At 67.7% G+C, this 13479-nt stretch carries 14 protein-coding genes; 9 read left to right on the forward strand and 5 right to left on the reverse strand.

Annotated features, from left to right (window positions below; genetic code table 11):
- From WFK36_RS04645 to octT, 5 genes are read left to right on the forward strand one after another with little or no spacing between them, the layout of a single operon-like run.
- The gene (locus WFK36_RS04645) at positions 1-1455 is read left to right on the forward strand and encodes a vWA domain-containing protein (protein ID WP_336790097.1); all 1455 of its coding nucleotides are present in this window, start codon (positions 1-3) and stop codon (positions 1453-1455) included.
- Between the two features lie 33 nt (positions 1456-1488).
- Positions 1489-2142 carry a nicotinate-nucleotide adenylyltransferase gene (nadD, locus tag WFK36_RS04650; RefSeq protein ID WP_336790099.1) on the forward strand — a complete coding sequence of 218 codons (654 nt, stop codon included), beginning with the start codon at positions 1489-1491 and terminating at the stop codon, positions 2140-2142.
- Complete coding sequence (gene rsfS / locus WFK36_RS04655) at positions 2139-2555, forward strand: ribosome silencing factor (protein WP_008381094.1); 417 nt, start codon at positions 2139-2141, stop codon at positions 2553-2555. The genes nadD and rsfS overlap by 4 nt, the downstream gene beginning before the upstream one ends.
- Complete coding sequence (locus tag WFK36_RS04660) at positions 2552-3268, forward strand: histidine phosphatase family protein (protein WP_336790103.1); 717 nt, start codon at positions 2552-2554, stop codon at positions 3266-3268. Before rsfS ends, WFK36_RS04660 begins: the two co-directional genes overlap by 4 nt.
- 14 nt (positions 3269-3282) lie before the next feature.
- Positions 3283-4005, forward strand: a complete 723-nt coding sequence (gene octT / locus WFK36_RS04665) for a diglucosylglycerate octanoyltransferase (RefSeq protein ID WP_336790105.1) — start codon at positions 3283-3285, stop codon at positions 4003-4005.
- Here the strand turns inward: octT and WFK36_RS04670 are convergent.
- Entirely contained in the window at positions 3990-5177 is a 1188-nt protein-coding gene (locus WFK36_RS04670; RefSeq protein ID WP_336790107.1) for an FAD-dependent monooxygenase, read from the reverse strand. The two genes, octT and WFK36_RS04670, sit on opposite strands and share 16 nt — an antisense overlap.
- A 106-nt stretch (positions 5178-5283) precedes the next feature.
- Between WFK36_RS04670 and WFK36_RS04675 the strand changes: the two genes are divergently transcribed.
- The 4 genes from WFK36_RS04675 to WFK36_RS04690 all read left to right on the forward strand — a co-directional run bounded on the left by WFK36_RS04675 (position 5284) and on the right by WFK36_RS04690 (position 9572).
- Positions 5284-6153, forward strand: a complete 870-nt coding sequence (locus WFK36_RS04675) for a TetR/AcrR family transcriptional regulator C-terminal domain-containing protein (RefSeq protein WP_336790109.1) — start codon at positions 5284-5286, stop codon at positions 6151-6153.
- 33 nt (positions 6154-6186) lie between these two features.
- Positions 6187-7038: a DegV family protein gene (locus WFK36_RS04680; RefSeq protein WP_336790110.1), complete on the forward strand. Its 852-nt coding sequence runs from the start codon at positions 6187-6189 to the stop codon at positions 7036-7038.
- Between the two features lie 105 nt (positions 7039-7143).
- On the forward strand, positions 7144-8097 hold the full coding sequence (locus WFK36_RS04685) for a helix-hairpin-helix domain-containing protein (RefSeq protein ID WP_336790112.1): 954 nt from the start codon (positions 7144-7146) through the stop codon (positions 8095-8097).
- Complete coding sequence (locus WFK36_RS04690; RefSeq protein WP_336790114.1) at positions 8097-9572, forward strand: ComEC/Rec2 family competence protein; 1476 nt, start codon at positions 8097-8099, stop codon at positions 9570-9572. The genes WFK36_RS04685 and WFK36_RS04690 overlap by 1 nt, the downstream gene beginning before the upstream one ends.
- Before the next feature lie 246 nt (positions 9573-9818).
- Here WFK36_RS04690 and WFK36_RS04695 read toward each other — a convergent pair whose 3' ends face one another.
- Genes WFK36_RS04695 through WFK36_RS04710 form a run of 4 tightly spaced genes read right to left on the reverse strand, consistent with a single transcriptional unit; the run spans position 9819 to position 13393 of the window.
- A complete protein-coding gene (locus WFK36_RS04695; RefSeq protein WP_336790116.1) occupies positions 9819-9965 on the reverse strand; it encodes a hypothetical protein in 147 nt (48 codons plus the stop codon).
- Positions 9966-10004: 39 nt separating this feature from the next.
- The gene (locus tag WFK36_RS04700) at positions 10005-12269 is read right to left on the reverse strand and encodes a heavy metal translocating P-type ATPase (protein ID WP_336790118.1); all 2265 of its coding nucleotides are present in this window, start codon (positions 12267-12269) and stop codon (positions 10005-10007) included.
- Positions 12270-12290: 21 nt separating this feature from the next.
- Positions 12291-13184 (reverse strand): heavy-metal-associated domain-containing protein, encoded by an 894-nt coding sequence (locus tag WFK36_RS04705; protein WP_336790120.1) that lies wholly within the window; start codon positions 13182-13184, stop codon positions 12291-12293.
- On the reverse strand, positions 13181-13393 hold the full coding sequence (locus WFK36_RS04710) for a heavy-metal-associated domain-containing protein (protein ID WP_336790122.1): 213 nt from the start codon (positions 13391-13393) through the stop codon (positions 13181-13183). The genes WFK36_RS04705 and WFK36_RS04710 overlap by 4 nt, the downstream gene beginning before the upstream one ends.
- Positions 13394-13479: the final 86 nt, after the last annotated feature.

Genomic DNA, 13479 nt, shown 5'->3' on the forward strand with positions numbered 1-13479 from the left:
ATGGTCTCGACCGGGGCTCCGAGCTCCTCGAGCGAGTCTTCCAGCTCCTCGAGCGGAGTCGAGAGGATCGTCGACACCCTCACCGGTTTCGTCGAGGATCTGCGTGGCCGGGGGATCACTGTCGGGCCGTCGAACCTGATCGATGCGGGCCAGGCGATGACTGTCCTCGACCTGCTCGATCGCGAGTCGCTCCGGGAGGGGCTCGCAGCGACGATCCTGTCTGATCCGCTGCACCGGGACACCTTCGACAGGTGTTTCGAGTTGTGGTTCCCACTGGGCAACACCGCGCGCATCGCGAGCACGGTGGTGAAGCGTGACGCGGACGGAAAAGTCGACGTCGACGCGGTCCGGGAACTCGTCACGCAGACGTTGGCCGACCCTGAGGCGATGGCCGACGGCAGATTCGACCAGTTGGTGGCGTTGATCGTCGCCGAGATGGGGCAATACGAGTCGGCGCAGGGGGAGTCGTACTCGGTGTACCAGGCGATGTCGGTGATCTCGCCGCAGACCCTGATCGCGAGGATCGCCGCGGCGATGGCCGGCGGGCAGGGACGCGACGGCGAGCGGGCGGGCACCGATCCGCTCAACAGGCAGGCCGCCCGCGACGCCACGACCCGCCTCCGTCAGGCCGTGGAGACCGAGACGCAGCGGCGGATGGCCGAGGTCCGCGGACGTGACGCCGTCTCGCAGTACGCGGTGCCCAAGCTGCCCGAGAACATCGACTTCTTCTCCGCGAACCCGCAGGACATGATCAAGATGCGTCGGACGATCGACCCGATCGCTCGGCTGCTCGCTTCGAAGCTGGAGTTCCGTCGTCGGCGCAACAAGCACGCCGCCGTCGACGTGCGGGCGACCCTGCGTGCGTCGATGTCAACGGGCGGCGTGCCGATCGACCTGCGACGCCGCAAGCCGCGCCCCGGCAAGCCGGAGCTGATCGTCATCTGCGACGTGTCCGGGTCGGTGTCCGGGTTCAGTCAGTTCACCCTGCAACTCGTGTACGCGCTGCGGCAGCAGTTCTCCAACGTGAGGATCTTCGCGTTCGTCGACACCGTCGACGAGGTCACGGAGTTCTTCGATCGCGGCAACGACGACTCGCAGTTCGGCGAACGGATGACGACGATGCTGACGCAGGCGCAGATCAGCCTGCGTGACGGGCACTCCGACTACGGCCACATGCTCAAGGGCTTCGCCGACCACTACCTCGACACTCTGACGCACCGCAGTGCGCTGCTGATCCTCGGCGACGCGCGCAACAACTTCCGACCGACACACGTCGACTCCCTGGCGAAGATCCGCGACAAGGTCCGCAACGCCTACTGGCTGAATCCAGAACGCAAGGAGCACTGGGATTCGGGGGATTCGGCTGCGTCGGACTACGGCGACGCGATCGACATGTTCGAATGTCGCAACGTCGATCAACTCGGCCGTGTGATCGCCGACCTGCTACCCGTGTGAGACGACGGTCGTCACCGCGTAATGTCACAACACATGTCACCGGACAGCGCAGAGCCGCGCCGCATCGGCGTGATGGGCGGAACCTTCGATCCGATCCACAACGGGCACCTCGTGGCGGCGAGCGAAGTGGCTCACCGGTTCAAGCTCGACGAAGTGGTCTTCGTCCCGACGGGCCGCCCGTGGCAGAAGGAAGGCGCTCACGCCGCGGACCCGTCCCGGCATGTCAGCCCGGCCGAACATCGCTACCTGATGACCGTCATCGCGACGGCGTCGAATCCGCAGTTCACGGTGAGTCGGGTCGACATCGAGCGCGACGGTGTGACGTACACGGTCGACACCCTGCGTGACCTGCGACGTGCGTTCCCCGGCGACGAGCTGTACTTCATCACCGGTGCCGATGCCCTCGAAACGATCCTGAACTGGCATGATTGGGAGGACTTGTTCGAGCTCGCCCACTTCATCGGAGTGTCGCGGCCCGGATACGAACTGAATGCCACCCATCTGACCGAGCACCTGGCGTCCAAGCCCGCGAACGCGCTCCAGTTGATCGAGATCCCCGCCCTGGCGATTTCGTCGACGGACTGCCGGGCGCGGGCCGTCGCCGATCGCCCCGTCTGGTACCTCGTGCCCGACGGCGTGGTCCAGTACATCAACAAGCACGGTCTGTACCGAAAGGAACCCACGTGAGTGTGTCCGCCGAATCCCTCGAGATGACCACGATCGCCGCGCATGCAGCCGTCGAGCGGCTGGCGACCAACGTCGCCGCGATCGACGTGTCCGAGCACCTCGTGATCACCGACGTGTTCCTGATCTGCTCCGCAGACAACGAACGCCAGGTCAACTCGATCGTCGAAGAGATCGAAGACAAGTTGCGCGAGGCAGGGCATCAACCGCTGCGTCGCGAGGGGACTCGTGAAGGGCGCTGGGCGCTGCTCGACTACGGCGACATAGTCGTGCACGTCCAGCACGACGACGAGCGCGACTTCTACGGCCTCGAGCGCTTGTGGAAGGACTGCCCGCTCCTCGAACTCGAGGGTGTGGAGCCGGCGACACGTCCGGAGCCGGGCGAGGACGACGACGCCGTCCTTCCCGCGGAATGAGGGGCGAACCGGATCCCGGGGATTCCAGCGTCGAACGTTTGACGCCGGTCGTTCGGAGGCTGATCCTGCTCCGGCACGGTGAGACTCTCTACAACGCGTCCCAGCGCATGCAGGGCCAGCTCGACACCGACCTCTCCGACGTCGGGGTGGAACAGGCGCGCGTGGCAGGTCGCGCGATCGCGACACGGTCACCGCTGGTGATCCTGTCGTCCGATCTGCGTCGTGCATACGAGACGGCGCAGGCCATCGGCGCGGTGACCGGTCAGGACGTCACCACAGATTCCAGACTCCGCGAGACCCATCTCGGCGACTGGCAGGGCATGACCCACCACGAGGTCGACGAAACGATGCCCGGCGCGCGCCGGGTGTGGCGTGACGACTCGACGTGGACTCCGCCGAACGGCGAGAGCCGAGTGCAGGTGGCCGAGCGCATGCTGCCGGTCGTCGACGAACTAGTCGCGGGATTGGACGACTGGGGAACGGGCCAGACCCCGGACGCACCGGTCGTCCTCGTCGCGCACGGCGGCTGCATCGCTGCGCTGACTGCCGGCCTGCTCGCGCTCCCCGTCGCCAACTGGCCGGTGTTCGGCGGACTCGCCAACACCAGCTGGGTGCAACTGTCCGGACATAGCACCACCGCAGACGACGCGCCTGTGTGGCGTCTCGACGTATGGAACGCGACAGCCGAGTCGGCTGATCTCGGCGTTCAGTAGGAAGGGTCTCATCCGTGGGTTCGATCATGGTTCTGGGCGACTCGCTGTCGTACTACGACGAGACGGGCGGTTTGCCGTCCGACGACCGGAGGATCTGGCCGAACCTGGTCGGAGTCCAGTTGGATCGTCCGGTCGAGCTCTTCGCACGCATCGGCTGGACCAGCCGTGACGTGTGGTGGGCCATCACCCAGGATCCGCGGATCTGGGCCGCGCTGCCGAAAGCCGACGTACTCGTCCTCGCGTTCGGTGGAATGGACTCGCTGCCGTCGCCGATGCCGACGGCCTTGCGCGAGCAGATCCGCTATCTGCGGCCTGCTCGCCTCCGTCAGGTGGTCCGCGACGGCTACTCGTGGTTGCAGCCGCGGCTCTCACCGCTCGGGTGGCCGATGGCGCTGCCTCCGCGCGTCACCGTCGAGTACTTCGAGAAGATCCGCGGGGCCGTCGCACACCTCCGCCCCGACCTCCCGATCGTGGTCTGCCTGCCGTCCACCCACGACAGTCCGTACTACGGTCACGCCCACCCCGGGCGCGTGCCGTTGACTGTCGCCATCACACGGTGGGCGGACGAGCACTCGATCCCCACGGTGACCGGTTTCTACGACGTCACGTCCGCGGCGTACGACGATCCGGACTTCGTCATGAATCCCGACGGGATCCACTGGAGCATCGAAGCGCACGCTCAGATCGCCGACGCCGTCGCGCCGGTTGTCGGGAGCGTCCTTCACGCGAGCGAGTAGCCGGGCAGGTCGATGCCGTCCGCCTTCGCGAACTGTGAGGCGAGGATGTTGCGCATCGGCCACCGGTTCATCGACCAGTAGGTCCAGCGGCTGAGAATCACGGCGATCCGGCTCGACGGCGCATAGCCCGACGCCCCGCCCGGGGGCAGCTGTTGTGTGCGGGCGATGAACGGGCGCATCACTTGCTGATATGCGTCGAGCGCCGCGTCGACGTCGTCGTATCGGGAGATCTCGCCGGCCAACACATACGCCCCGACGAGTGCGAGTGTGGTGCCGAGGCCGGTCAGCGGGGTGGGACAGTATCCGGCGTCGCCGACGAGCACCACCCGGTCGCGGGCGAACGACTCCATCTTGACCTGGGCGAGGTCGGCGTACGCCCAGTCGTCCGCGTCACGCATCTGATTGAGGAGTTGTGGCGCCACCCAGCCGACGTCGGTGAAAGCGGCGTCGAGCATGTCCCATTGCGCGACACGGTCACGAAGCGGAACGGGATCGATGCCGCGGACCGCCAGAGAGGCCTTCACCGTGCCGTCGACGCGCGACGGGCGGCACGAGACCACTCGTCCGCCGACCTCGTTGTGCATGAGGTACCAGCCGTCGAGCGACTGATCGATCGTCGCGGTGAACCACGCGTACCGCAGGCCGATGGGGTCGAGGTATTCCTCGTCGGGGCCGAACGCGGCGCGGCGGACCGCTGAGTTGAGTCCATCGGCGCCGATCACAAGATCGAACCGGCGATACGGGGCCTTCTCGAACGACACGACGGCGTGCTCGCCGTCCCTGGTGATGGCGGTGACGGTGTCGTCCCAGATCCATTCGACGGTGGAGGGGACGGCGTCGACGATGCTCTCGGAGAGGTCCCCGCGGAGGATCTCGTGGGTCGAGACGATGCCGTTGCCGTCGAACGCCTCGACCGGCAGCTCGCTGACATGCCTGCCGCCGGCGTCGACGGTCGCGATGCCTCGCTGATTGAGGAGTTTCGCGTCGGTGGCGGCGGTGAGTCCCATTCGATCGATGACGGTCCGACCCGCTCCGCGGAGATCGACCGTCTGTCCACCAGGGCGAAGCGAAGGTGCACGTTCGACGACGGTGACTGTGTGCCCCTGGCGGGCGAGGAGGAGCGCGGAAGCGGGCCCGGCGATCGAAGCTCCGCTGACGAGGATGTTCAACATTCTGTACATAGTGCGAACGTACGCTGTATGAATCGCTCTGCGATACGGTGTTCACGTGGTATTTCAATAAAAGTGCACTAGTGCGTTCGTGTGAAGGTGAGGTCCGATGAGCCGTGCTGAGGGGATTGCCGACGTCCTGCGGGAGCGCATCGTCACCGGCCGGTTGGTGCCAGGTGATCCGATTCCGTCGACTCGGGCGATCATGCGCGACCACAACGTGGCGATGGCGACGGCGAGTCGCGTCCTCACGTTGCTTCAGGACGACGGGCTGATCACTTCGACTCCCGGTCGGGGCAGTGTGGTCCGTTCTCCGGACGGGTCGGCCCAGTCGGTCCTCACCCAAGACCGTGTGGTTTCCGTGGCTGTCTCGATCGCCGATGAGGAGGGGCTCGCAGCGGTCTCGATGAGACGACTCGCCGCGGCGCTCGAGATTCCGACGATGTCGGTGTACCGGTACGTGCCGAGCCGCGACGATCTCGAGTTCGTGATGCTCGATCGGGTGATGGGCGAGATGGAGCTGCCGCCGGTGACCGGCGACTGGCGGGCCGACCTGCAGGGCGCATGTCGGACGATGTGGCAGACGATGACTCGGCATCCGTGGTTCGCGGGGGCGCTGTCGATGACGAGACCTGCGTCGATGCCCAACGCGATGCCGCTCGCCGAACGAATGCTCGGCAGTCTGTGCGGTGCCGGACTCGACCCGGTTCAGGCGTTCACCGACTACCTGTGCCTCCTCAACCTGATCCGTGGGCTCGGATCGACCCTCGAGCCCGAACTGTCCGATCGGGCCGAGACCGGCGTCACCAACGACGAGTGGATGGACACCAGGGTCGCGGAGCTGCGGCGAATCGCTCCGCCGGATCGGTTTCCGACCATGGCGGCGATCATGGACGTCGGATACCCGTACGACGTCGAGGTGCTCGTCGAGTCGGGGATCGAGCGGTTTCTCGACGGGATCAGCGCGCGCCTGGTGTGATCGCGTTCTGTCAGCACCCGCTAACCTATGGGAGTGCCTGTCGTCATCGTCACCGATTCATCATCGCGGTTGCCCGCGTCACTGATGAGCAAGTATGGGATCTTGCAGGTTCCGCTGCACGTGACTCTCGACGACGGTACCGAGTACCTGGAGGGAGTCGACGACATCCCCACCGATGTCGTGTCGACGCCGAATGTGACCACCTCCGGTGCGAGTCTCGCAGACTTGCGGAGCGCGTATGAGCGGGCGTTGGAGATCAGTGACGGCGACGGTGTGGTGGCCGTTCACATGTCACGCCGGCTGTCGGGCACCTGGAGCGCGGCCCGTCTCGCGTCCGACGCTCTCGACGGTGAGGTCCGCGTGGTCGACTCCCGGTCGGTCGGAGTCTCCCTCGGACTGACGACGATGGCCGCGGTCCAGGCGGCACAGGCGGGCGGCGAGCGCGACGACGTGTACGAGGCCGCTGTCCGTGCGGGGGCGACCGCCGAATCGCTCCTCTGTGTCCAGAACCTCGACAATCTGCGTCACAGCGGTCGCCTCAGCGCGACCGGCCACATCCTGGGGTCCGCGCTGTCGATCAAGCCGATCCTCCACATGGCAGACGGTGTCCTCGCGCTTCGGGAGCGTCACCGCACCATGACCAAAGCCATCAGCAAGATGGTCGACACCATCGTCGAATTGGCGGACGGCGAGCCTGTCACGGTCGGTGTCCAGCACTGCCAGAACCCGGCATTGGCCTCGGAGGTCCTCGACTCGGTCGTCAGCCGGCTCGACGACGTTCCGTCGACGCTCACCGTCGACCTCGGGCAGGTCCTCGGGACCCACGTGGGCCCCGGCGCCGTGGGCGTCGCACTGGCTCACGGCTTGGACCCCATCACCTTCTGACGAACGCCGGTCGAGGCGTTGTGCACAACGCGCGAATCCCGGTGAATCTGTCCACAGGTCGGTCCGAGGACTCTCGCAGGCTGATTCCGCGCCTACGGTGCGTTCATGGGGATGGATCTGCGGGCGGGCAAGAACCGCGAGCCGGGGCCGGATCGGCTGTCACGTCTGATGCGTGCGCCCGAGAGGACGAGGCCGCCAGACGGGGAAGACGAGACACCGGACGCCGACCCCGCGGTGGAACGCTGGGGTGCGACGGCGATGCCCGACTGGCTCGACTCCGGTGCGGGCCGACGCCGGTGGTCGGAGCGACAGTCGGCGTCGTTCGAGATCCTCGACGACGACCTCGACCATGTCGACGAGTCACCACGGAGCCTCGATGACGACGACGATGACGACTGGGACGAGCGGAAGCACCGGTGGACGATGCTTCCTCGGGCCGCGATCGGTCTGGTCGCGGTCGGCCTGATCGGGTGTGCGTTCGCCGGGTACACCCTGCTGCGGGAGAACGAACCCGCCGCGCCGCTCGTCGCGTTCGAGCAGTCGGTCGAACCGAAGGAGTCGCCGTCTGCAGGGCAGGCGTCGACACCGCCGCCTACCGAGATGGTGATCAGCGTGGTCGGAATGGTGTCCAGGCCAGGGTTGGTTCGACTGCGTCCAGGGTCGCGAGTGGCCGACGCTCTCGATCGAGCAGGCGGGGCCAGGGAGGGCGCCGACCTGTTGTCGCTGAACCTCGCGCAGGTCGTGCACGACGGAGACCAGATCCTCGTCGGGCGCAGCGGCGGTGATCAGGTGCGGAGCGCGGTCGTCACATCGGGCGACGAGACGACGACGGCGCCGGGCGGGTCGCTGCCGACGGGTGGCGGCCGGCAGGTGGACCTGAACACGGCGACGGAAGCGCAGTTGGACGAGCTGCCCGGGGTCGGACCGGTGACGGCTCAAGCGATCATCGCGTGGCGCTCCACGCACGGCCGGTTCACGTCGGTTGATCAACTCGCCGAGGTCGACGGCATCGGGCCGAGCAGACTGGCCAAGCTGCGGCCGCTGGTGACTGTCGGCTGATGGCCGATCTGCGGCTCGTCGCACCGGCAGCGGGCTCCTGGGCGACAACTGCCGCAGCCCTCGTCGCACCGGTGCCGGCGTCAGTGGCAGCGGTGCTGATTCTGGTCGCGGCCGCTGTGGCGGTGTGCCGAGTTCGGCGGTGGTCGGGTATCGCGCCGACGGTGGCCGCAGCGTGCGCGGTGTCGGCGGCGGCGGGTGTGATCGTGATCCTGCGCGTCGTCGCGGTCGACTCGTCTCCGATCCTCTCCGCGGTGGGCAAACCCGTGGTGGAGGTCACCGTGGCGGGGGATCCGACAGTCCAGGCAGGGGGCAGGCGAGTCACCGTCCCGGTGCGGATAGAGCGACTGTCCGGACGTTCCATGAGACCTGTTGCTGCGCGGCTGCACGTCGACGCGAGTGCCGCCGACTTGCTGCCGGGTGAGCGGATCGAGGTCCGGGTGCGTGCCAGACCTGCAGCGGTGGCGGGCCGTGACCGGCTCATTGCGGCCGAGCTGAGTGCTGCGGGGGAGATCCGGCGGATCAGGGATGCGCCGTGGTGGCAGCGTGCGGCGGGCGATGTCCGAGTCCGCTTGCGTGAACTCGCTGCGAGAGCTCTCGGCGGTCGTGCGGGCGGCTTGCTGCCGGGCCTGGTCCTCGGCGACACCGGAGGTCTCGATCATCAGACTCGCGACACGTTCAAAGCCGCTGGGCTGTCGCACCTTCTCGCCGTCTCCGGGTCGAATCTTGTGCTCACGGTCGGTGCGGTGGTGCTGTGCGTTCGCGCGTGCGGGGCGTCGACCCGGACGGTGTTCGCCGTCGGCGCGATCGCGGTGATCGGTTTTGTGGTCCTGGTCCGGCCCACCGACAGCGTCCTGCGTGCCGCGATCATGGGAACAGTCGGGTTGGTGGCCGGACTGACGTCTCGGCGGTCACAGGCGTTGCCGGCGTTGGGCGCCGCAGTGATCTTGGTGGTGCTGTGGTGGCCGGAGATGGCACTGGCACCCGGGTTCGCGCTGTCGGTGGCGGCGACCGTCGGTCTCGTGGTGTGGTCCGCGCCGATCCGCTTCGCTCTACTCGACCGTGGCGTCCCGGATTGGTTGGCATCGTTGATCGCGATGACGCTCGCCGCTCAGATTCTGACCACGCCGATCGTCATCGCACTGACCGGGAAGGTCAGCGTGTTCGCTGTGCTCGCGAACGTCCTCGCGGCTCCGGCGGTTCCGCTGATAGGCATCGCGGGCACGGCGGCCGCGGCGATCGGCGCGACGGGACCGCGGTTCGGTCCGGCACAGGTGCCCGCTGAAATGCTGGTCCGGGCCACAGGACCGCCGGTCCGATGGCTGCTGGCCGTGGCCGATCGTCTCGGCGGGCCGGGCTGGGTGTGGCCGGAGGTTCCGGGGCTGTTGGCGGCGTCGATCCTGGTGTCGGGCGGCGGAGGACTGTGGGTCTGGTCGGGCCTGCGGCACGCTCGGACGAGGCGACCGTTCGACTGCTGAGACGCCGAGAACAACAAGTCGCGGGGCCGGCGGGGGGGGGCGGGGCCGCCGGGGCGGGGGGTGGGTGGGGGGGGGGGGTGGGGGCGCGGGGGGGGGGCCGGCGGGGGGGGGGGCGGGCGGGGGCAACCGGGAGCCCCGGGGGGGGGGGCCCGCCGCCCGGGGGGGCCGGCGGCGCGGGCCGCCCGCCCCCCCCCCCCCCCCCCCCCCGGCCCCGCGGGGGGCCCCCCCCCCCCCACCGCCGTGTCTCTACTTGTGTGCGAGCAGGTTGTCGCGCCCGTTGTCGGCGACCGTCTCGGTCGGCACGGTGCTGCAGCAACTGGAAGCCGCGGGTGCGGACTGAGCTGCCGGGGTGGAACTGCAGCAACTGGCAGCGGGGGTGTTCTCGTCGGTCATGGTTGTGCCTTTCGTTGGTGTTTGCGGTGAGGGCGGAGATCAGTTGTCGGCGACGCTGGTGAAGCCTCGGAGACGGAGGCTGTTGCCGACGACGAAGACGCTGGAGAAGGCCATCGCCGCTCCTGCGAGCATCGGGTTGAGCATGCCGAGCGCAGCCACCGGGATGGCAGCGACGTTGTAGGCGAAGGCCCAGAACAGGTTGCTCTTGATGGTTCGGAGAGTCTTGCGAGACAGTCGAATCGCATCGACAGCGCTCCGAAGGTCGCCGCGGACCAGCGTGATGTCGGACGCTTCGATGGCGACGTCAGTGCCCGTTCCCATCGCGAGTCCGAGGTCGGCCTGGGCGAGCGCCGGTGCGTCGTTCACACCGTCGCCGACCATCGCCACGACCTTGCCTTCACGCTGTAGACGCGTGACGACGTCGACCTTGTCCGTCGGGAGCACCTCGGCGATGACCTCGTCGATCCCGACCTCGGCGGCGATTCGCTCGGCGACGGCCTTGTTGTCACCGGTGAGGAGGACGGGAGTCAGTCCGAGAGCCCTCAACCCGGCGACGGCTTCGGCGCTCGTCTCCTTGACAGTGTCCGCGACGACGAGGATCGCTCGAGCCTGCCCGTCCCACCCGACGGCGACGACAGTTTTGCCCTCACCCTCGGCCGCAGCTTTCGCGGCTGCGACATCCGCGGAGAGATGCTGTGACCAGTCGGCAAGCAACGACTCTCGGCCGACGATCACGGCCCTGCCGTCGACCACTCCTTGCACACCCTTGCCCTCGACGTTGGCGAAGTCCTCGGGGACGTCGAGCATGCCGACTTCGCCTGCTGCGCCTGCCGCGATGGCCTGCGCGATCGGATGCTCCGATGCGTTCTCCACGGCGCCGGCCAGACGCAGGACGTCGGTGCGGGACACACCGGACTCCACGACGACGTCGACGAGCTCCATCTTTCCCGTCGTGACGGTACCGGTCTTGTCCAGGACCACCGTGTCGACGGAGCGGGTGGATTCGAGCACCTCGGGGCCCTTGATGAGGACACCCATTTGGGCGCCGCGGCCGGTCCCGACGAGCAGTGCCGTCGGAGTCGCGAGCCCGAGTGCACACGGGCAGGCGATCACCAGGACCGCAACCGCGGCGGTGAAAGCGGCGGAGATCGGGAACCCGGCGCCGAGCCACGCTCCGAGCGCGACGACAGCGATGACGATCACGATCGGGACGAACACTCCGGAGATGCGGTCCGCCAGGCGTTGGACCTCTGCTTTCCCGGTCTGTGCGTCCTCGACGAGACGCGCCATCTGGGCGAGTTGGGTGTCCGAACCGATTCGCGTGGCACGGACGACGAGACGTCCGCCCGCATTGACAGTCGCGCCGGTGACGGCGTCACCGGTCGTGACCTCGACGGGCACCGACTCTCCGGTGAGCATCGACGCGTCCACCGCGGACGAACCCGACACCACAACACCGTCGGTGGCGATCTTCTCGCCCGGTCGGACGACGAACTCGTCACCCACACGGAGGTCGTCGACGGCGATCTTCACCTCGACACCGTCGCGGAGCACCGCGACCTCTTTCGCACCGAGTTCGAGGAGCGCGCGCAGTGCCGCGCCCGCCTGCCGCTTCGAGCGCTTCTCGAAGTAGCGGCCGGCGAGGATGAACATCGTCACGCCCGCAGCCGCTTCGAGGTAGATGTTCGCCGCTCCGTCCGACGGGGCGACTGTCAACTCGAACGGGTGGGTCATGCCCGGAGTGCCCGCGGTCCCGAAGAACAGGGCGTACAACGACCACAGGAAGGCCGCGGACGTTCCCATCGAGATGAGGGTGTCCATCGTTGCGGTTCCGTGCTTGAGGTTGGCCCACGCAGCCTTGTGGAACGGCCACGCCGCCCACACGATCACCGGCGCCGCCAACGTGAGCGACGCCCACTGCCAGTACTCGAACTGGAACGCCGGAACCATCGCCATCGCGATCACCGGCACGGTCAGCACGATGGACCCGATCAACCGCTGGCGCAGAGAGGTCAGTTCCGGGTCTGCGTCGTCGTCCGCGGACGCCGGAGCGGCCGAGGACTGCGGCGGCTTCGGCAGTGCTGCCGAGTATCCGGTCTTCTCCACTTCAGCGACGAGCAGTGCAGGGTCGTACCCCTCGGGCACGGTGACCTTGGCCTTCTCGGTGGCGTAGTTGACCGTCGCCGACACGCCGTCCAGTTTGTTCAGTTTCCGCTCGATGCGATTCGCACAGGACGCACACGTCATGCCGCCGATCTCGAGTTCGATGTCGGGGCCGATCACGGTTGTCGATTGACTGCTCATCGTGTTTCCTTTCTGCCCTGATCAGCGGGTTGCGTCGAGGACGAACTCTGCGGTGTGGACTGTGCCGTCCACTTGGAAGTCCAGGTAGAGGAGATAGCGTCCGGCGGTGGGTGTTTCGGCGGCGAATCGGATCTCGGGCCCTCCGCGCGCGCCCGGACCGGGTTCGGGGCCGTCGGGATGGACGTGAAGGAACGCCAGGTCACCGTCGCGGAGCGCGACGAGGTGACCGAACGCTCCGAGATACGGTTCGAGGTCCGTGACCGGCCTCCCGCCGCGGGAGACGGTGAGCCGAAGATCGCTCGACGAACCGGCGACCAGTCCGCCGTTGAGGACGACGGTGAACCCGTCGACCTGCGCGGTGGTGCGGACCACGGGGGTGATCGGAGTGAAATCGCCTGCGACCTGCACCGTGCGCGTCAGGGTGACGCCTTCGGCATCGTCTCCGGTCGGTGTGAAGTCCGCGTAGACCCGATAGGAGCCCGCCGCGTTCGGAGTCCACGGCACCGACCATGTTCCCGTCGACGGGTCGAGGACCGGATGCAGGTGTGCGTAGTTCGCGCCGTCGCTTCGCACCACGATCAGGTGCAGATCCTTGTCATGTGTCCTGGTGTACCTGGTCACCGGTGCTCCGTGGTCGTCGAGGATCGCGAAGCGAAGGGTTCCGGCGGCTCCGACGGTCGACGGGGCCTCGACGGGGGAGAGGGTCAGGCCTGCGGCACTCGCTGACACCCCGGCGGGCTGGTGTGTGCCGGGCTGCTCCCCGCCGTGCTCGCCGCCGTGGGAATCGCTGGTCGACCGGTCAGTCCACGCCGCCACGACGCTGTCCGGGACGACGACGCCGGAGATGCCGAAAGCCGCTCCGAACGCCACTGCCAAGCCGGCGCCGTACAACGCGAGCCGGGTGCCCGCCTTCATCGGGCGGGCACCGCTGAATAGCCGGCCTCCTCGACTGCGGCGAGGACGGCCGCGTCGTCGACGTCGCCCGACGCGGTGACCACGAGGAGTCCGGTCTGTGCGCTCACCTGGATGTCCGTGACGCCCGAGATCTCGCCGACCTCTTCGCGGACGGACATCTCGCAGTGTCCGCAGGTCATTCCGGTTACCTGGTACTCATGTGCGGCCATCGTCTTCGCCCTTCATTCTCGGATACCCCCTGTAGGTATCTCCAACACTCATAAACCTATACCCCTTAAGGGTATGGCGCAAGGGG

It is taken from the genome of Gordonia malaquae (assembly GCF_037148075.1).
Lineage (GTDB): Bacteria > Actinomycetota > Actinomycetes > Mycobacteriales > Mycobacteriaceae > Gordonia > Gordonia malaquae.

Bases quoted from the DNA above. Each gene is read 5' to 3' on its own strand.
- WFK36_RS04645 (WP_336790097.1), top strand. From the start codon at position 1: ATGGTCTCGACCGGGGCTCCGAGCTCCTCGAGCGAGTCTTCCAGCTCC.
- nadD (WP_336790099.1), top strand. From the start codon at position 1,489: ATGTCACCGGACAGCGCAGAGCCGCGCCGCATCGGCGTGATGGGCGGA.
- WFK36_RS04660 (WP_336790103.1), top strand. From the start codon at position 2,552: ATGAGGGGCGAACCGGATCCCGGGGATTCCAGCGTCGAACGTTTGACG.
- WFK36_RS04670 (WP_336790107.1), bottom strand. From the start codon at position 5,177: ATGTTGAACATCCTCGTCAGCGGAGCTTCGATCGCCGGGCCCGCTTCC.
- WFK36_RS04675 (WP_336790109.1), top strand. From the start codon at position 5,284: ATGAGCCGTGCTGAGGGGATTGCCGACGTCCTGCGGGAGCGCATCGTC.
- WFK36_RS04685 (WP_336790112.1), top strand. From the start codon at position 7,144: ATGGGGATGGATCTGCGGGCGGGCAAGAACCGCGAGCCGGGGCCGGAT.
- WFK36_RS04690 (WP_336790114.1), top strand. From the start codon at position 8,097: ATGGCCGATCTGCGGCTCGTCGCACCGGCAGCGGGCTCCTGGGCGACA.
- WFK36_RS04695 (WP_336790116.1), bottom strand. From the start codon at position 9,965: ATGACCGACGAGAACACCCCCGCTGCCAGTTGCTGCAGTTCCACCCCG.
- WFK36_RS04700 (WP_336790118.1), bottom strand. From the start codon at position 12,269: ATGAGCAGTCAATCGACAACCGTGATCGGCCCCGACATCGAACTCGAG.
- WFK36_RS04705 (WP_336790120.1), bottom strand. From the start codon at position 13,184: ATGAAGGCGGGCACCCGGCTCGCGTTGTACGGCGCCGGCTTGGCAGTG.
- WFK36_RS04710 (WP_336790122.1), bottom strand. From the start codon at position 13,393: ATGGCCGCACATGAGTACCAGGTAACCGGAATGACCTGCGGACACTGC.